At 29.1% G+C, this 20,064-nt stretch carries 17 protein-coding genes; all 17 read right to left on the bottom strand.

Annotation, left to right across the window (positions count from 1 at the left end; translation table 11 throughout):
• The gene (locus tag QU666_RS03055) at nucleotides 1-561 is read right to left on the bottom strand and encodes a hypothetical protein (RefSeq protein ID WP_021768367.1); all 561 of its coding nucleotides are present in this window, start codon (nucleotides 559-561) and stop codon (nucleotides 1-3) included.
• 31 nt (nucleotides 562-592) lie between these two features.
• On the bottom strand, nucleotides 593-1,372 hold the full coding sequence (locus tag QU666_RS03050) for a polyphenol oxidase family protein (RefSeq protein WP_021768368.1): 780 nt from the start codon (nucleotides 1,370-1,372) through the stop codon (nucleotides 593-595).
• A gap of 24 nt (nucleotides 1,373-1,396) precedes the next feature.
• Nucleotides 1,397-2,107, bottom strand: a complete 711-nt coding sequence (locus tag QU666_RS03045; RefSeq protein ID WP_021768369.1) for a hypothetical protein — start codon at nucleotides 2,105-2,107, stop codon at nucleotides 1,397-1,399.
• A 60-nt stretch (nucleotides 2,108-2,167) separates the two neighbouring features.
• A complete protein-coding gene (locus QU666_RS03040; RefSeq protein ID WP_021768370.1) occupies nucleotides 2,168-3,100 on the bottom strand; it encodes a YeiH family protein in 933 nt (310 codons plus the stop codon).
• 40 nt (nucleotides 3,101-3,140) lie between these two features.
• Nucleotides 3,141-4,031: a polyprenyl synthetase family protein gene (locus QU666_RS03035; protein ID WP_036069931.1), complete on the bottom strand. Its 891-nt coding sequence runs from the start codon at nucleotides 4,029-4,031 to the stop codon at nucleotides 3,141-3,143.
• A 205-nt stretch (nucleotides 4,032-4,236) separates the two neighbouring features.
• Nucleotides 4,237-4,458 (bottom strand): exodeoxyribonuclease VII small subunit, encoded by a 222-nt coding sequence (gene xseB, locus QU666_RS03030; protein WP_018451160.1) that lies wholly within the window; start codon nucleotides 4,456-4,458, stop codon nucleotides 4,237-4,239.
• Nucleotides 4,459-4,485: 27 nt separating this feature from the next.
• On the bottom strand, nucleotides 4,486-5,040 hold the full coding sequence (gene rsmD, locus QU666_RS03025; RefSeq protein ID WP_021768372.1) for a 16S rRNA (guanine(966)-N(2))-methyltransferase RsmD: 555 nt from the start codon (nucleotides 5,038-5,040) through the stop codon (nucleotides 4,486-4,488).
• 93 nt (nucleotides 5,041-5,133) lie between these two features.
• Nucleotides 5,134-5,904: a hypothetical protein gene (locus QU666_RS03020; RefSeq protein WP_021768373.1), complete on the bottom strand. Its 771-nt coding sequence runs from the start codon at nucleotides 5,902-5,904 to the stop codon at nucleotides 5,134-5,136.
• A 24-nt stretch (nucleotides 5,905-5,928) separates the two neighbouring features.
• Entirely contained in the window at nucleotides 5,929-9,486 is a 3,558-nt protein-coding gene (gene dnaE / locus QU666_RS03015) for a DNA polymerase III subunit alpha (protein WP_021768374.1), read from the bottom strand.
• Nucleotides 9,487-9,520: 34 nt separating this feature from the next.
• On the bottom strand, nucleotides 9,521-10,312 hold the full coding sequence (locus tag QU666_RS03010) for a Cof-type HAD-IIB family hydrolase (RefSeq protein WP_021768375.1): 792 nt from the start codon (nucleotides 10,310-10,312) through the stop codon (nucleotides 9,521-9,523).
• Between the two features lie 168 nt (nucleotides 10,313-10,480).
• Nucleotides 10,481-12,253, bottom strand: a complete 1,773-nt coding sequence (locus QU666_RS03005; RefSeq protein ID WP_051285785.1) for a DUF4032 domain-containing protein — start codon at nucleotides 12,251-12,253, stop codon at nucleotides 10,481-10,483.
• Nucleotides 12,254-12,322: 69 nt separating this feature from the next.
• On the bottom strand, nucleotides 12,323-12,934 hold the full coding sequence (locus QU666_RS03000; protein ID WP_021768377.1) for a metallophosphoesterase: 612 nt from the start codon (nucleotides 12,932-12,934) through the stop codon (nucleotides 12,323-12,325).
• An 89-nt stretch (nucleotides 12,935-13,023) separates the two neighbouring features.
• Entirely contained in the window at nucleotides 13,024-14,163 is a 1,140-nt protein-coding gene (locus tag QU666_RS02995; RefSeq protein WP_021768378.1) for a cysteine desulfurase family protein, read from the bottom strand.
• A gap of 119 nt (nucleotides 14,164-14,282) precedes the next feature.
• Nucleotides 14,283-15,326: a DUF2207 domain-containing protein gene (locus QU666_RS02990; protein WP_021768379.1), complete on the bottom strand. Its 1,044-nt coding sequence runs from the start codon at nucleotides 15,324-15,326 to the stop codon at nucleotides 14,283-14,285.
• Between the two features lie 172 nt (nucleotides 15,327-15,498).
• Complete coding sequence (locus QU666_RS02985; protein WP_156908188.1) at nucleotides 15,499-17,349, bottom strand: DUF2207 domain-containing protein; 1,851 nt, start codon at nucleotides 17,347-17,349, stop codon at nucleotides 15,499-15,501.
• Between the two features lie 148 nt (nucleotides 17,350-17,497).
• Complete coding sequence (locus QU666_RS02980) at nucleotides 17,498-19,450, bottom strand: DUF2207 domain-containing protein (protein WP_036069936.1); 1,953 nt, start codon at nucleotides 19,448-19,450, stop codon at nucleotides 17,498-17,500.
• Nucleotides 19,451-19,484: 34 nt separating this feature from the next.
• Nucleotides 19,485-20,051, bottom strand: coding sequence for a LemA family protein (locus tag QU666_RS02975; RefSeq protein ID WP_021768382.1), 567 nt, complete (start codon nucleotides 20,049-20,051; stop codon nucleotides 19,485-19,487).
• Between the last annotated feature and the right edge of the window lie 13 nt (nucleotides 20,052-20,064).

Raw genomic sequence — 20,064 nt, 5'->3', positions numbered from 1 at the left:
TTAATAAGCTATATCGTCTGTTGCTTTTGTCCCTATTTTTTCCATAATTTCTATCATTCCCGCATCATTTTCATCATTTTTATTCCAAAAATCTTTACTGTAAAAACGTTTCCATTCTCCATTTATTGTATCATAAACAATCAGGTAAGCCATAAATTCTTCTTTATTTTCTGGACTATAAATATACATTCTATATTTATAATATTCTGGAGAATTACTGTATTCTAATTCTGTTAAGTTTTTCCAAGGGTATAATTTGTTTACATCATTTTCAAATTTATCAATATAATCAGCAATTTCAATATATGTAAGATCTGCTTTACTTCCCCCTTTATTATAAACTAACCCGATTTCCAAAGAACTTACGTTTTCTTTGTCTACTGTTTCATATACCATTTTATTTTTTTCTATATCACAATAAATTTTATTTGTTAATTTTGCAGTTTTTACTAATTCTACCATTTTATTTGCATATCCTGTATTGTTTTCATACCAATTACAATTAGAAGAAAAAGCTATTGTTCCCCCTACTAAAAATATTAAAAATAGAACTTTTTTCATAATTTCATTTCCTTTCTTTTTTATTGTTTTTTTATTTAAAACTAATCATAGCCGTAGCCCTTCCAGCAATTTTTCCTTCCCTTCTATAAGAATGAAATTTTTCATCAAATGTACTTTCAGTTGCCACAATCAAATTTTCCTGTTTTATCCTAAGTTTAAGTGCCATAAGTTCATTAAATTTTGTATTGTCAAAATGATATTTTCCTGTTTTCTCATTAAACCAAAATGATTTTTCCACAATTTCTCTGTTACTTTTCCCAAATTTTTCCACAAACTTATCATAAAATTCATTTCCAACTTCGTAGTCCTTCTGACCAATTCCAATTCCTAATGCCATTACTACATTCTCAACTTGCGTCCCATAATTTTTTTGCATTTCCAAAAGCCCTGACTTCATCATTTCTTTAAATGTCCCCGGCCATCCTGAATGCCACGCTCCTATAACCTGATTTTCCTTATCATATACAAAAATCGGCAAGCAATCCGCATAAAATGTAAAAATCGCAATGTCTTTCCTTTTTGTCAGAAATCCATCAATATCTTCTTCTTTTTCATAATAATATTTCGTTGTATCTTCATCAATAATTTTCACATTGTTAGAATGTGCCTGAAATGCCATCACTTCCTGTTTATCTGTTAAATTCAAGTCTTCTAATAACTTTTCACGATTTTTTTTTTGTATTCCTTCTTCCTGATTTTCAATGGGACAGTAATCAGACATATTTCCAGCAATTTTTTTTGTATAAACTGTTGTAATACCATATTTTTCAAACTCTTCAATATAATAATAATTTTCCTTTTCTATAAACATAACTATCTATCCTTCTATATTTTTTTACATATTGTTCGCTAAATTTGAAAATATTGTTTCTAATGCTTTAATTTGTTCATCCAAATCTTTCATATGCCAAGTATTATTTACTTTATTCATATTTGAAGTTACAGTCATTTCTATATAATTTTCTTCTTTTTTAAATTCATCTTCTATAATTTCACTTATAGCATTCATAATTTTAGAAAAAACTTCTTTTTTATTCATTTTTTCCATTTGAGCCATCATATCCTCTGTATCTTTATATTTTAATTTTTGTGCAACAAGTTTAAGAAGTTCATATTCATTCTGAAATTTTGCAATATTTCCTTTACTACCATCAAAAATTTTTACTTTTTGAGTAACCTGTGCTTCTGTGTCATTAAAAAATCTAATCTCTTCTATTTTACTTTGCTGATGCTCAATTCCTTTTTCCATCATACTAACTGCCATTTGCTTTAACATTTCAGCAGCAAAACTTTCATCTGTACCTTGAGTAGCTTTTTCTACCGTCTTTTCTAAAAAACTTTTAGCCGCTTCTTTCGTTTTACTTTTGTATTTCTCAGTGTCAGCTTCAAAACCCTTTTTTACTTCTAAAGAATTTTTTTTCATTTTTTTCTCAGAAATTTTATAACTTTCACTTTTTGTAACATTATAGTCTAATTTAGGCTCAGGTCCGCACATTTGTACAGTTAATAATACTAATACTGTCATTACTAATTTTTTTATTTTCATAATATTTTATTTCCTTCCTGTTTTTTTTATTACACTAAAATAATTTTTTATTACCATTTTTTATAAAAACATCATTATCATATATCCTGAAATTATCGAGAAAATCCAAAGCGTAATACCATACAAAAGATTTTTCCCAGTCATTTTTTTTATAGCCTGAATATTTAATGAAGTTCCGATCATATAAAGTGCAAGAGACAGCATCATTTTCCCTATTTGAGTAAGTAAGCTGTAAATTATCGGCAAATTTATTATTGTCGCAACAATTGAAGCTAAAATAAAAAATAATATAAAAATTGGAAATTTAATCTTCTTATTTTCAGATTTATTTAAAATGCTAAGAACAATAACTATCGGAATAATCCAAAGTGTTCTTGTAAGTTTCATAATTGCGGCTATTTTCAAGGCTTCTGTACTGTGAAAAGCTGCAGCTGATACTACCGAACTTGTATCATGTATGCTTAATGCAGTCCATATTCCAGTTTGTTCAGCATTTAATTTGAAATAATTTATAAAAAATGCAAAAAGAAATAATGCAACTGTGTTTAAAATAAATACTATCCCTGTAGACAAGGCAATATCCTCATCAGAAGCCTCAATTACTGGAGAAGTTGCTGCAATGGCACTTCCACCACAAATTGCAGTTCCAAACACAATTAATTGTGATAATTTTTTTTCCATTTTAAAAATTTTTGCCAAAATTAAACCAATACTTATCACTAAAATTAAACTGATTGCAGTCTGAAAGATCCCTTTGCTTCCAACAGCAACAACCTTGCTTATGCTAAGTCCAAATCCAAAAAATACAACAGCTGAATTTAACGTAAGTTTTCGTATTTTTCCTAAATTTTTCGGAACCAGAATTAAACTAAAACTTGCTAGAATAATTCCCATAAGAAGAGATATTCCCGAAGCAAACGCATGAACACTTTTAATTAATGGAAGTATTAACGCAATTAAGCACCCCACATAAAATATAATTTTTTTATTCATTTTCACCCCTAATTTCTAAAAAATCGTCAAAAGTCTTTTATTATTTTTTTCTATTCCCAAAATAATCAGTTAATTCCAAAAATAATTGATTGCCCTCAAACTCATCTTCAATAATCTTTTTTGCTTTTTCCAAATATTCCTGAAGCAGCTTTTTGCTTTTTTCAAGTCCAAAAATACTAGGATAAGTCGTTTTTTCATTTTGGACATCATTGGATTTTTTACCAATTTCCTCAAAATTGCCTTCAATATCCAAAATATCATCCTTAATCTGAAAGGCAATTCCTAATAATTTTGAATATTCTACCATTTTTTCACGCTTTTTACCTTCAATATCCAAAGCAATCATCGGCAATTCTATTGCAGCAGTCAGCAATTTCCCAGTCTTATGAGCGTGAATATACTTTAATGTGTCAATTTCCACTTTCTTATTTTCAGACTCCATATCCACAAACTGACCTCCGACCATTCCAAAAAATCCTGCATATTCAGACAATTTCGAAATAATTTCAACCTTATTTTTATCTCCTAAACTTTTAGAATTTGCAATTATTCCAAAGGCTTCCGTCAAAAGAACATCTCCCACAAGAACTCCAATTGCTTCATTGTATTTTTTATGAACTGTAAGTTTACCACGTCTGTAATCATCATTGTCCATCGCCGGCAAATCATCGTGAACAAGTGAATAACAATGTATAAACTCAAGCGCATTGGCAATTTCCTTAATTTTATCATAACTTTTACAATTATTTTTTTTAAACAAATCGCAAATCATATACATTAAAATAGGACGTATTCGCTTTCCTCCGTTCATAACCGCATATTCCATTGCTTCTGCCAATTTTTTAGGATATTTATCCCTATAATTCTGAAGCAATTCTATCAGACTGTCTTGCACAATCTTCTTTTTTTCTTCCAAATATTCCCGTAACATTTTATCCCCCGTCACTCAAATTTTTATTTTACTTAAAAACTAATACTAAACTCTTTTTGAAAATAGGAATAAATTTTTATACTAGCTATTTCATAATCATTCAACTAATTACTATGTTTTTCTTTTTTTAAATTTTTTTAATAAATTCACTATTTAAATGGATTTAGTATGAACTCAAATATTTTAAAAAATCTATCTTTAATCTTTATTCAAACTCTTCCATTTCCACTTTCCCATTTTTTTCAAGTACCTTCATAACTTTCCCTTCCCCAGCTTCAAGCAATTTCTCGGAATCTTTAATAAGCTTGATTGCTTTCTCATATTCAGAAATTGAATCATCTAGCGATAATTCCTCACTTTCCAATTTTTCCAAAATTTCATCAATTTGTGCAATATTTTCTTCATAACTTTGTTTTTTTACTGCCATTTTTATTTTTCTCCTTTATTTTTTTATTTATCCTTCAAACCTATAAAAACTAACTACCTTCTTATTATAATCCCTTTCATCATATTTCACAAAATTACCTATTTTATAAGCCATTTTCTCATATGTGCTATGTTCTGAAATTATAATTCCATCTCGTTCCAAAAGATTTTCTTCTGATATTTTTTCAATCGTTTTTGTTGAAATATTTTCCTTGTAAGGCGGATCCAAAAATATTATATCAAATGTTTCATTTTTTCTTGAAAGGATTTCTATCGCTCGAAAAACATCATTTTTATAGGCACGACATTTTTCTTCCATGCCTAAATGATTTACATTTTCAATAATTACTCTAAGTGCCTCCTTATCCTCTTCAATCATAATCGCCCTTTTTGCCCCACGGCTAAGTGCTTCAAATGAGACATTTCCAGTTCCTGAATACAAGTCCAGAAATTTTGCATCTACTACTTTTTCTCCAATTATACTGAAAATTGCCTCTTTTATTCTTTCTAGCGTAGGTCTGGTTTCTCTTCCTTCCCTTGATTTTATTCTTCTATTTTTCAATGTTCCTGCTACAATTCTCATTTTTTCCTCTTTTCAATTTTTATGATTCTCTCTATATTTGAATTAATCTGTGTATATTTTACTACATTTCAGGCAAAATTACCAACATTTGCCCTACTTAAATTTTATTGAAATTTTTCCATCCAGATTTACTCCACTCTCTAGCAGTTCATAATGCTCTTTTGTACTATTTTTACTAATATTCTTAAATCCATAATCTTTAAAATTTATACTGTCAATTTTTAAATCTGATTTATTATAAACATTTACATACAATATTTCCGCCTTATTTTTGTTAAAAAAATTGTCAACTAACTCAAAACTGTAGACAAAATCCTTATTTCTTGAAAATTTTGTATTTACTAAATTATAATAAACAGCGATTTTCCCTTCTTCCATCGATGGAATAACCTTTGAAATGGCAAACCATTCACGCTGGATACTATCTGTAACTTGACTTTCATAAATATTTTCATCAAATTTTATAACTGCTCTCAAGTTTTGTGCCTTTTTATAATCTGTCAAAAACTTTATATTTTTTACAAATTTTCCCCGATTATTCGTATTTTTATTACTGAAATCCTCTTTCAAACTTTTCTCAATATTCGTATCCAGCCAGAACATAAACGTCGATTTTACATTATAATTCCCAATATTCTCAAATGTATAAACACTTTCAACCTTTATTGTCTTATTTTTCTCAATCGTAATATTCAGATCTTCCCTCTTTATAACTAACGGCTCCTGTCTTACAATTTTCAAATTTCCAATTGCCAAAAATTCTGATTTTGCAGAAAATGTTACAATGTTTATTGCAAAAAATATTATCATTATAAATGTTACTTTAAAAGATTTTTTTAATTTCTTATTATTCAAAAAAAACATATTTCAACTCCTTTAATTTTTTTATCATTTCAACTTTATTCTCTCAACCCCCACCAATTTCACAACTTTCCTAATAAACTTGAGCGACAAGTTCACATTATATTTTTCAGACAGTTTTACAACTTCCTTTTTCTCATTCGTTTTAAACGCTAAAAATACTTGATTATCACCTTTATTTTTCAAAATAAGCTGCTTCAATTCCTGATTTTTTTCTTTCACTTCTTCGTCAATCAAGATGTATAATTTCAGATTCTTGTTTTCTTCCAGATTTTCAATGTTGCAAATGTTGTTTAAAATAACTGTATTTTTATTTTGCTCGGAATTTACAATTCCTTCCAGCACCATAATCTGATCTTCCGTAATTTTATATCCAAAAGTTATGTATTCTCTTGGAAAACAGACAACTTCAATACTTTTTTGAAAATCTTCCATTTCAAATTTTACCATTGGCTCTTTTCCAGCCCGTGTTGCAAATTTTTTTACATTTTTTACTATTCCGATAATTCGTACTTTTTTTAGCTCTTTTTGAGAAATTTCTGATATTTTATTGTGGAAAATTATATTTATCAGATTTTTTTTCTCATTTAAAGGATGACTTGAAACATAGATTCCCAAATATTCCTTTTCATTTTGAAGCAATACTTTTTGAGGAAATTCATCATTTTTTTCCATCTGGAAGTCAACTGACATTTCTTTTTTACCTCCGAATAAAATTAATTGCAAATCTTCTTCAGATTCGTATTTTTTCTGGCTGTATTCTAGAACTTTGTCAATGGACTTGTATTTTTCAAACCTATTTCCATCAAGTCCATCCAATGCTCCTGACAAAATTAGCGATTCCAGCTGTTTTTTTGTAATTCCGTTTTGCTTCATCCGATATCCAAAATCTTTGTAGGAAACAAACTTTCCGTTTTTTCGTTCTTTTTTTATTTCATTAATTAATGCTGCTCCCACGCCTTTTATCGCAAAAAGTCCAAATCTTATTCCAGCCTTTCCAAAATTTTCGTTATCCGCCTGATTTTCTTCAATTTCAAAATCATAATCAGATAAATTCACATCTGGCAAAAATATATTAATCCCTTTTTCCTTCGCTTCATTCACAAAAACAACAAATCTATCCAGATTATGCACTTCGGTTGTCATTATCGCAGCAAAAAATTCTAATGGATAATTTGCCTTAAAATATGCTGTCCAGTAAACAATCAAGGCATAAGCCGCCGAATGTGACTTGTTAAATCCATATCCACCAAATTTTTCCACTAAATCATAAATTTCGTTTGCCTTTTTCGATAAAACTCCGTTTTTTTGAGCATTTGTTACAAATTTTTCACGATTTTTCTTCATTAGTTCAGGATTTTTCTTTCCAATCGCACGCCGCAGCTCATCAGCTTCCCCAAGTGAATAATTTGCCATTTCACTCACAATTTTCATAACCTGTTCCTGATACAAAATTATTCCGTAAGTTTCCTCAAGTATGTATTTTAGCGAATCATCAATATATTTTATCTCAGTCCTGTTATTTTTCACATTTATAAAATCATCCACCATTCCACTTCGCAAAGGTCCTGGACGATACAGTGCAAGTAATGCGATTATGTCCTCAAATTTTTCAATTTTCATTTTTTTCATAAGGCTTCTGATTCCAGCTGACTCACATTGAAAAACTCCCATTGTATCAGCTTTTGTAAGTAATTCGTAAGTTTTTTCATCATTTAGCGGAATATCATTTAATACAATCTTTGTTTTTCTTCTTTTCTCAATATTTTCAACAGTTTTCCGCAAAATTGTGAGATTTTTCAATCCAAGGAAATCCATTTTTAAAATTCCCAGCTCTTCCAGTTCCTTCATCTGATACTGTGTCGAAACAATCTTTGTTTTCCCATCAGAATAAGTCGGAATCTCGTCACTTAGCACATCTTTGGAAATAACGACTCCAGCAGCATGAACAGAGGCGTGCCGCACTTTTCCTTCTAATTTTAGCGAATAATCAATCACTCTTTTTATTTCCCTGTCAGTTTCATACATTTTCCTAATTTCAGAAATATTGTTCAAGGCATCTTTCAGTTCCGTATTAAATGGTATCATTTTAGCGATTTTATCGACTTTTACAAGCGAAACATTTAACACGCGTCCCACATCACGAATGGCAAGCCTTGCTTTTAGCGTTCCAAACGTAATAATATGTGCCACATATTCTGCCCCGTATTTATTTACCACATAATTTATAACAATTTCCCGCTGTTCCTGATCAAAATCTATGTCAATATCAGGCATTGAAATACGTTCAGGATTCAAAAACCTCTCAAAAATCAAGTTATACTCAAGCGGATCAATTTCTGTAATATTCAAAGCATACGAAACAATGCTCCCAGCCGCAGAACCCCGTCCAGGCCCAACGTAAACCCCATTTTCACGTGAGAATTTTATAAAATCCCAGACAATGATAAAGTATCCGTTGTACCCCATTTTATCAATAATTTCCAGCTCATACTCTGCACGCTTCAAAACATTTTCCAAATTATGCTTTAATAATTCTTCCCGAATTTTAACTTCTTTCAATTTCTGCCCAGCAATTTCATCTTTTGCAATTTCTTTTTCAATTATCTCAAAATTTTTATCCAGCTGCAATTTTTCAGGTTCTGAAACAGATTTTTTCAAGTATTTGTGAAAAAGTCCCTCAAATACTAGATTTCGTAAAAATTCCTTTTCACTCACATTTTGTGGCAATGAATATTTTGGAAATTTAAAATGATGAAACTCAAAATCAACATTGCAGTTTTCCACAATTTTTTTCACATTATTAATTCCAGTTTCGTAAAATTCGCTATATTCCTTATTTTCAAAACTTTTTTCTATTTCCTTCTCAGACTTTAAATACAGATCATCATATAAAATTTCACTATTTTCGGATTTTTCTGTATCAATTTTGCTTCCCTCTTTTATTGATTCCACAATTTTCTGCAAAACTGCATCTTTTCTATTTGGATAATAAACATCGTTTGTAATAACAAAATTATCAAATTTATTTTTACGCACAATGTCAAAAAGCATTTTCCTAGCCTTTTCCAGCCTTTCCACAGCAGGAACTTCAATAAAAAAATTATCCCCAAAATCTTTACCAAGTTTCTCAATAACCCTTCTAACCTGAGTATTTTCCAAATCCAGAATACCCTTTACAACCTCACTATTTATGCCACCTGACAAAATATACAAGTCATCTGAATATTTTTTCAATTCATCATATTTAATTTTATTCCTATTCCGTGTGAACCTGCTATATGAAATTGACGATAACTTCGACAAATTCTTATACCCATTCTGATTTTTAGCAAGTAAAGTAAGCGAATACTCCCCCACTTTCTCCAACCCATCCAGAAACACTTCAAGTCCAATAATCGGCTTTATTCCAGCATTTTTACACTTCTTAAAAAATTCGATTGCCCCAAACATCGAAGTATCGGTAATTGCAAGTGCTTTTATTCCAATTTCCTTAGCCTTTTCAACATATTCATCTATTTTTCCTACTCCTTCAAGCAGTGAATACTCCGTATGCAATTTCAAATGTACAAATTTATTTTCCATAATTTCTACCTAATTTCTATTTTTATAAAAATACCTAAAGTGCCTTTATCACTTCATAAATCCCATCTTCATCATTTGACAATGTAATCCTGTCTTTTGAAAATTCCTGTTTCAGCTCTTCCGTAGCATTCCCCATAAGATACCCATATTTCACAAACTTCAACATTTCCAAATCATTCCACTGATCCCCAAACGCCATTGTTTCTTCTGGAGAAATATCATATTTTTTCAACAGTTCCTTTATTGCCAGCCCTTTATTTACTTCCTTATTCAAGCATTCTAAATAATGCGGTTTTGAAAATACAAAATTAATATGTGGTAATTTTTCTTCCAACTCCTTTTTTAACTCCAGCAAAATGGAATTTTCTGCAATAAATAAGGCTTTCGTAGAAGTTTTTCCAATGAATTCATCAAAATTTTTCACATAATATGGAATTTCCACACTTTCTGAATAATTTTTACCTTCATCTGTTTCATTTTCAATATATAACTTGTCATCCATATATAAATTTAAGTGAATTCCCTTTTCTCTTGAAACTTTAATAAGCTCCTTAACATCCTGTGCCTCAACAGGTTTTTCAAAGATAACTTCACTATTCAAAGGATTTGTAACTCTCCCACCATTATAATTAATTACTGGATTTTTTATACCCAGCATTTCTACAAAAGGCTTTGATGAAATAAAGGTTCTCCCAGTTGCAATAAATATTTTCACTCCCTTTTCTTCCAATTCTCTCAATTTTTTTATCAAATTTTCCGAAACTTTATGCTCACTTGTCAGCACTGTTCCATCCAAATCCATAAATATCGCTTTTATATTATTCATTTTAATTCTACTCCTTATTAACAAATTTTTCTTTAATTTTTTTAACTTATTTTATACCTCAAGATATTTTGATTAATAATTGTTTTTTGAAATTAACTGTTGTAATTAAATTAACAATATCATGATTTTTGTAAAATCAATAATAAAAATTACCTTTTTTGTAAACAACTAATCAACAAATTTATTACAAAAAAAATCTATAAATCCAATTTCATAATCATGTTCAAAAATACTGCTATTCTCAATTTTTATGACTTTTTCTGTCTTGTACTCAACCACATTATCATCTTGCAAATAAAATTCTTCCAAATCTTTTTCTAAATTTTTCAAAAATTCCTCTTCTCCAAAATTATCAAGTGCTATAAAAAATTTTACATAAGTTTCGTATTTTTTTATTTCTCCATATTTTTTCAATATCCCCTCAAAAATTTTAGGATTTTTCAAGTTTTTCAAAAATTCTTTTTTCTTTTCTAAAACAAGAAATTCTTGTACTCCAAAAAGGACTTTTTTATTTTTGGTATTTATACCAATTTCTATACTTTCAGTCATTATATTCTCATATTTAGTAGATTTTCCTTCTGCTTTAAGCAAATTTTTTAATTTTAATAAACTAAAGAAATCATTTTGCAATTTTTCGTATTCATCCATAACAAAACAATCTTTCTCATTTATTTTCAAAAATATATCAGCAATTGGCAAAAATACCTCAAGGATATAGTTCAATGTGTTTACTTCAATATTGTCAAATTGCATTTTGGGTTTAGTTATTTGCCCTTTTTCAAAGTTATTTTCCTCAATAATATTTTTACCATTCATACTGCTAAAATGATTATTTTCATGAGTATTTAAAATTTTTATATAATTCAAAATATATTTAGCAAAATAAGTCCATATTTCATTATTTGCCATTTTTTCAGATTCAAATAAATAACTGGAATATCTATTAGAAAGTTTTTCTACTGCATTTCTAAAATAACTTACAATTTCATTTTCTAATTCTGTTTCTGCTTGCATTTCATGTTTAAAATTAGGATTTATCAATTCATTATCAATCTTTTCCAATTTTTTACATTTTTCAATTAATTCTTGCGTCTGAATTTCACAAATATTTTCCAAATCTTTATTTTCGTTTGTTTTTACCAAATTTATAAAATTAATTACACTATACAAATATCCTACATTTTTTCCAAGATTTTTACTCAAATAATATTTATGTTCTAAAAAAAACAAAAAAACATCATCTGGATTACCTTCATAATTTTTAATTATTTCATTTTCAGAAAGTATCATTTTTATTGGTAAAAACACATTTATATGCCAATTTTTAGCTGCTTTCTTCAAATCCATATTTTCATTTTTTCTCTTATCTAAAAGATTTTTATAACTTTCAATTTCTTCTTTCAAATATTTATATTTTATTGGCTCTGAAAGAAAAATATCAGAAAGTCCTGTTTCCTTCTCAAAAATCATATTCTCCCTGTAAATAACTTTATCTTTCGTATCCTTTGTTGGCAAAAACTCCTCCACTTGTGCCTCAATTGTCGCAAAATTTAGAAATTTCGCTACCGAAACCCTGTGATTACCATCATAAACATAGTAATTATCCTTTATTTTGTACAGAATAACTGTCGGAAGCATGCTATCCGATGTGTATCCGATGTAAATATTTATCCATCTCTGCTTTACGACATTATTTTTAGGAACAAAATTTTTATCAAAATCTGCATACTTTTCAACGCTTCCTACTATTTTATCAAGCGGAACTTCTTTTATTCCCAAATTTACGCTATTATAGGCATTTTCTTCCTTTTGAATTTCGGAAAATGACTTTAAATTCTCCTTTTTCTTAAAATTAAATCCAAATATTCCTCTCGAAGACTTCAAAAATTTTTTATAAGCCTCTTCTGCTTCCAGCACGCTCATCAAAGTCCTATTTTCCATTTTTCCTCCAAACATCCACTTTTTTTAAAATAAAATATTTTAATAACTGTACAATTTTTTAAACATTTTTTATTTTTCAATAGTAAATATCCTATATCCAAACGTATTTGACACCATTGTATCCCCAACTATTGTATCCTGATAATTCATAAAATTGGACAAGTGTATATGTCCATGAATCCATAATTTGGGCTTAAAATGCTGTATAACTTTATGAAATACCCTAAATCCATTATGAACACCATCATCTCTATCGTGAATCCCTTCAGGCGAAGCATGGCTCAAAACAATGTCAACACCTTTACGAAGAAAAAAAATATTTTTTAAAATTTTCATTTTCATCTGACTTTCACTATACTGATGTTCTTGAAACGAATAAACCTTGCTCCCATCAAGTCCCAATATCCGCAGTCCCTTATATTTTATAAATTTACCATTAATCACCTTTGCAAATTCTATCGGACAATCTCTATTATACGTATGATTTCCATTAACACAAATCAAATCCTTATTCAGCACTGAAACAAGATAATCCAGATAATTGTTGGAAACATCACCAGCAGACATTATAAAATCTATATCCTTAAATCTCTGCTTCAATAAATCCTCTTCCATATCCGCCAAAATCTCAATATCACTCACACACAGAAACTTATATTTTTTCTTTTTGCTTTTCTTCATTTATTTTAATCTCCAATTTCAAACATATAATTATTTTTTTATTTAAAAATTTATCCTTATAATTTCAGATAAGTTATTTTTATTTAATTCTATGAAACAACTTCAATTAAATTTTCCACAAAATAATCTATATCTTCAATAGTGGTATCTTTCCCAATGCTAATTCTAAATGAACCTTTCAATTCCTCGTCATTAAGCCCCATAGCCTTCAAAACATGTGAATTTTCAAGCGAGCCCGACATGCAGGCTGAACCGCCGCTTATGCAGATTCCTCTTAAATCCAGTGCTACTAGCAGCATTTGAATATCCACTCCTTCTATGTAGACATTCGTTGTTGTTTTTATTCTATTGGTTTTTTCTCCATTTATCCGTATTTTTTTACCTAATTTTTTTATTTCAGTTTTCAATTTATTTTCTAGATAATTTTGCAGTTTATCTTCTTTTTCTGATATTTCTTCCAAATTTTCATAAACTTCCTCAAGTGCCACACCAAGTCCCAAAATTCCGTGAACATTTTCTGTTCCAGCCCGTCTGTTCCTTTCCTGCGAGCCACCCCAGATTTCCTTTTCAAGTGAATATTTTTTATCAATAAATACAAATCCTGCTCCCTTAGGCCCATAAAATTTATGAGCTGTTGCTGTCAAAGCATTTATTTTCAAGTCTTTTGGCAAAATTTCCAATTTCCCTATTGCCTGAACTGCATCTGTATGAAAAAATATATTTCTCTCTGCCAAAATTTCTCCAATTTCCTTAATTGGCTGAATAACTCCAGTTTCATTATTCACAAACATTATTGAAACAAGTACCGTATCTTCCCTCAATTCCTGCTTCAATTCTTCAATATCCACAGCTCCATTTTCATCAACGCTAATATACGAAACTTCATATCCTTCATTTTCCAGCTGCTCAAAGGTTTTTAAAATCGTAGAATGCTCAATCTTAGATGTTATAATATGTTTTCCTTTATCCTTATTCGCCTTTAAAAATCCTCTTATCACAAGATTATTCCCTTCAGCACCGCCAGATGTAAATACAATTTCAGTTGTTTCAACCTTCAAATTTTGTGCTATAATATGTCTTGCTCTTTCCACAGCCGATTTTGCCCGTTGCCCCAAAGTATGTACAGACGATGGATTTCCGTAATTTTCACTAAACGATTTTGTCATTTCTGCTATCACTTTGTTAGACATTTTTGTAGTTGCGGCATTATCTAAATATACTATTTTCATTTTTAACTTTCTTCTCCTTTTTGTTATTTCTTTAATTTTATGATTTATAAAATTTTATAATTATAATGAACTATTTTCAATTCAAAAATATATTTTACCTTTCTAATCATCCTCTTGTCTTACCAAAAAATATATTTTCTTCTAAAAATTGGAAATTTCCTATCTACGTATTCATTAACATAGTATTGTGCTTCAGCGTAACTTCCCATTATATTTAAAAAATCCAAAGAATTCTTAAAAATTCCTATTTTTTCGTCTTCCACTTTAAGTGCAATAATATAAGGAAATATTCTATTAAAATAATTAAGTTTTTCTTCTTCGGTTTCAAATTTGTCTATTTTATTTTTCTCAGCAGTTTCAAAATACATTTTTAGTCCTTCGATGTACTCCATTTTTCGCCGTCCTGAAACTGTATATTTCCCTATCGCCTTCTCATATACCAAAAACATTATTCCCAAAATAAATAGACTTAATCCCAAATAAATCTCCATATACATCATTACCGCAATAATTATTCCCAAAATAAACATTACATATAAAAATTTTAAAATCCCTTTAGGCATTCTATGTATATACTCAAGCCATATAAATATAAACATTGTACCAATAACTGCACTTCCAAAACTCCCCTGTAATAATTGTAATAATACAAAAATTATAGATATTGCTATTCCAAATATTATTGGAATAAAGAATATATAATTATTTTTATAGATTGTCCTTTCATATTTTTTCTCCAAAAAATACACAATACGATTTTTGTACCCAATCATCTTGAGTTTATTCTCAAATAACTCATTTTCCGAAAGAACATCCAGCAAATTATTTTCTTCCTCAAACAAAGTTTCTTTTCTCAATTTCAAATTATCCCTATTTTTCTTATTCAAAACATACTTCTTATTTCCTGTACTAGCTTCATCAACTTCGGAAATATATCCTTTCAGTATTAACGATAATATGCCTATTTTTATTATTTCTTTTGAATCCCTCTCTCCATTAATATATGCTACGAACATTGAAGAAATATAATCTGGCTCTGCAAATTCAGGAATAACTGTTTTCCTTTTCGGATCTCTTCCAAAAAAGTGCCACGTTAAGACAGAGTACACTGCAACAAGTAAAACCACAATAATTTCAATTATAATTATATAAGATTTATTCATTAATAAACTCCTTAAAATTCAAATTGTATCTTTTCATATTCCATCCCTTTCATTTTCTGTATATTCTGTTCAATTTATCTGTATTCCTAAACAAATTTGAAAAATTAATATTTTCTACCAATATTATAAACTAAAAAAGACTACTTTACAATAAGAAAAAAAGCCGGTATTTCTACCAGCTTCCTCCACCTCCCCCGCCAGAACCTCCGCCAGAGAAGCCGCCTCCACTAAAGAAGCCTCCTCCGCCTGAGCCACTCTTAGATGAACTAAATTTTTCACTCATAATTTTCGATTTTCCACTGCTGTAACTTCTTGAAAATATGTTCGTAAAACTGTTGTTACTATAAGCATACATATGAGTGTGGCTATTTATATAAGATTCATTTATGTCGAAGTTGTATAATTTTATTGTTTTTTTCATTAATTTTATTGCCTCATTTTTTACTCCAAGTGCTACTGCAAAAGGCAAAATTCCATTAAAATATTCGATTAATTCCTTTACATTATCAAATTTTCTTATCTGATTCTCTTCTGCTGTTTTTATATACATTTTCATACCTTTCAGGTACTCTTTTTTTCTTAAGCCTTCATTTGTATATTTACCAATTAACTTTGCATACACAATAAACAATATTACAAAATATGTTGTAAAAACAAAAATCTCAATTCCCTGATAAAAAGACACACCTAAAATCACTATAATTACTAATCCTATTAACAATTTTTTACTAACTGTTATCCAAATTCTATGAAAAAATGAGCCTAATGTTATAAGTATATACAATATTATAAAAGGATTGAAAATCTCAAAATTTGTCTGTGAAAATATAAAAATCATAAAAACAGGAGCTGCACAATAAAACGGAACTAAAAAACTTCCATTATTTTTATAAATTATTTTATGATACTTATCCTTCAGAATTTCAATGATACTATTTGCCTTATTATAAATTCTTTTTTCACTACCAAAAATATCATTCTTTTCTGAAGAAAGAGCATCAAGCAGCATCCTTTCCTCTTCCGCCAGCTCAGTTTCCTGTGTATACACAGTTTTGGATTCCTTGTTATATTTAATTTCACCATTAACTCTATTTGCTACTATAAAGCCTTTTGTAAGTAATGTAAATATTCCTGCATTTAATATCTCCACTGTGTCTCTTTCACCATTTATATATGCCGCAAACATTGGAGAAATGTCTTTTGGTAAATTAAATTCTGGAATTACAGATTTCCCTTGCGGATCTTTTCCAAAAAACTTCCACGTTACAATAGAATATATTGTTAAAAATAACAATAAAAATGGCAAAATTATTATTGCTGGATTGGAAAGATATACAATTTTTAGCTTATCTACTAAAGTTGGACTTATTTTATCCGTTTTCAAATTTAGCATAAATGTAAGCCCATTTTTGGCCTCCAGCTCTTTTGTTGAAATGTGTATTTCCTCATCATTTTCTAAAATGTCATAATTTTCACCTTTTTCTCCATAACTTCCAGTATAAACTTCCAACTTTTCAATTTCATTTTTTTTAATTTTTTGCCCATCAGGAAATCTTATAATAACACTTGCCTGTTCAATAGGAACATTCCAAAACTGTCCAATAGCATTGTAATACACTTGATAAATTCCATCTTTTTCAAACACAGCATTATAAATATCGTAATTCAGCTCATATATGCTCTCAGTCTTATACAAATTTACAAGTTCTGTTTCGGAACCTATTCTGTACCTTATTCCTTCATAAAAATGATTTTTTGTATATTCTTCATCCTTTCCGTCCCTCTTTATCCAATTCATTTTGATAAAAGACTTATGAACATCAAATCCAAACCTTTTTGAACGCAAAGGAATATCTCTATAAATCCCGTGCTTAAACTCTTCGCCAAACTGATAATCAATCACTTCATTTACAGTCAGCGTGCCATTTTTATTAATTTGCACTGTAACTTCATAATTTCTTATTTTTTCACTATGCAATATTACTGCAACAAGCCTGCTTGAATTAAATAAAAACATCACCATAAACATAAATAATATTGAAAATTTTTTATCTTGAAATATCATATTTTATCTATCCTTATTTTTAGTTATTCTAAAACTTTTTCAGTATCAAACTTTAACAATTATACAAATTTAAAATTTATGTAAAAATCGTAAAAAGCCAGTATTTCTACCAGCTTCCTCCACCTCCCCCGCCGGAACCTCCGCCAGAGAAGCCTCCACCACTTGAGAATCCGCCTCCGCCAAAACCGCTTCCGCTCGAATTTCTAGAGTTTTCTCTCAAAGTGCTAAATCTTTCTTCTGCTATTTCATTGTATGCATTGTTATAACCTCTTGAAATCATATCTGATAAAAAGAAATTATTGTATGAATTAAAATGTACTCCTCTATTTATGTAAGAATATGTACTTTCATCAAAATCATAAAGTTTTATTGTATTCTTCATAAGTTTTACTACTTCATTCTTTACACCAAGAGCTACCGCATAAGGCAATATCCCTTTAAAATAAGCTACCAGCTCATCTACATCATTAAATTTCATAATCTGATTTGCTTCAGCAGTCTTTATGTACATTTTCATGCCATCCAAGTATTCTTTTTTTCTCATTCCATCAACAGTATATCTTCCAATTATTTTTGAATAAACAGCATACATTGCCATAATTATTCCAATTATAATGAAATTTAAAACTCCATATATTAATGAAAAGAATAATACTGCTATCCACTTAATAATTTTTAAAAATTTACTATTATTTCCATAAATATTATTGATAATTGAAAAAATCGTATTTAATACTATTCCAAAGAAAATAGCAACCATAACTAGAGAAACTGCTCCGGAAATGCCATCAGAAATACCTGCCGTTCCGCCGCTTGCAGTTGACGAAATCATAAAAACTATAATCATACCGACAATAAAGACAATATTAAAAATGTTATTATCCTTGTAAACTTTCTTTTTATACTCTCTTTCAAATGATTTTAATATTTTATTTGAAGCGTCGTAAAGACTTCTTTCTTTTTTAAATATATATCCATTATCAGAAAGAGCATTAAAAACAATCTTTTCTTCTTCTGCTAATTCAGGTTTGCTTTTTCTACTGTCAGACAATGTATATTCTACATTTCTTCCATTACCTTCTTCGTCATTAGCTTCAACATAACCTTTAGAAAGCAATGAAAGCACTCCGATTGTCAATATTTCTTTTGGCTCCCTTTCTCCATTGATGTAAGCCGCATACATGGCAGAAATATCCTTTGGTATGTTAAATTCAGGAACAATTGCCTTTTTATCCACATCTCTTCCAAATATATACCACGTTACAAATCCATAAATTGCTAGAATTATTATTATAATCGGTCCTACAGCAATTAAAGGATGAGCATAATAAAGTGTCTGTAATTTATCCCAAAATGTTGGGCTTATATTATCTGTTTTTAAATTCAGACGAAAACTTAATCCATTATATGCCTCTAAAACCTTATTTGTTTTAATTTCAACAGTTCCATTATTCAAATTTGTAATATAATCTTTCCCACTTTGTCCATATTCACCTGTAAAAATATCTAATTGCCTAATTTCATTTTTTAAAACAGGTTCTCCATTTGCAAATTTTATATTTACCGTAGCTTTTTCAATAGGAACTTGCCAAAATTGACCAATTGCATTAAAGTAAACCTGATAAATTCCATTTTTTTCAAACACTGCATTATAAATCACATAATTGAATTCGTATCTATTTACGCCATTTTCCACAAATCTGTCTGCAGAACCAACCCTATATCTAATACCTTCATCAAAAAGTTTCGTAGAGTATTCTTCAGAAATACCGTTTCTCTTTATTGAATTCATTTTTATATAAGATTTGTAAATATCCACGCCGTTTTTCTTTGAACGTAATGGAATATCCCTATAAATCCCGTGCTTTGCCGCACCGTCAAATTCATAGTCAATCACTTCATTTACTGTCAAAGTCCCATTTTTATTCATCTGAACTGTAACTTCATAATTCGTTATTTTTTCAGCAATTAATGATTTCGCACTTAAGAAAAATAATGTAAAAAATACAAACATTATTGAAAAAATACTGTTTAATTTTCGGTTGCTAAAACTCTTCATAATAAGCCCTCTTCTAAAAAATTTACTAAAAAAATTAAAACTTAACTTCTGGAGCTTTTTCTGCTCCTTCCACAGCATTAAAGAACTCAGCTTTTTTAAATCCAAAAATTCCACCAAAAATATTATTCGGAAAAGTTTCCACGAAAGTATTTCTGTCTCTTGCTGTTCCATTGTAATATTTTCTTGAACTTTGAATTTCTGTTTCTATTTGAGTTAGTTGAGATTGCAGGCTCAAAAAGTTTTCATTTGCCTTCAAGTCTGGATAGTTTTCCTGTAACATCATTATCGATCTTAACGTTTTTGTCATTTCATTCTCAAGCTTTTGAATTTTTTCAATATTATCAATATCCTTTGTATCAATCGACATCATTTGACTTCTCAATTTTACTACATTTTCTAGCGTTTCCTTTTCATGTGTTGCATAACCTTTAACAGTATTAACAAGATTTGGTATCAAATCCAGCCTTTTTTGCAAATATACACCTATTCCACTCCAACCTTCCTCATTCAGATTTTTTAGTCTAATATATTTATTATAAATCCCCATTCCAATTACAACCAAAACTACCAAAATTCCTATTAAAATAAATACAATACTCATAATTCATTCTCCT

The organism is Leptotrichia sp. HMT-225 (genome assembly GCF_030644325.1).
Taxonomy (GTDB): Bacteria; Fusobacteriota; Fusobacteriia; order Fusobacteriales; family Leptotrichiaceae; genus Leptotrichia; species Leptotrichia massiliensis.
This window is presented reverse-complemented; position numbering and strand designations above follow the sequence as displayed.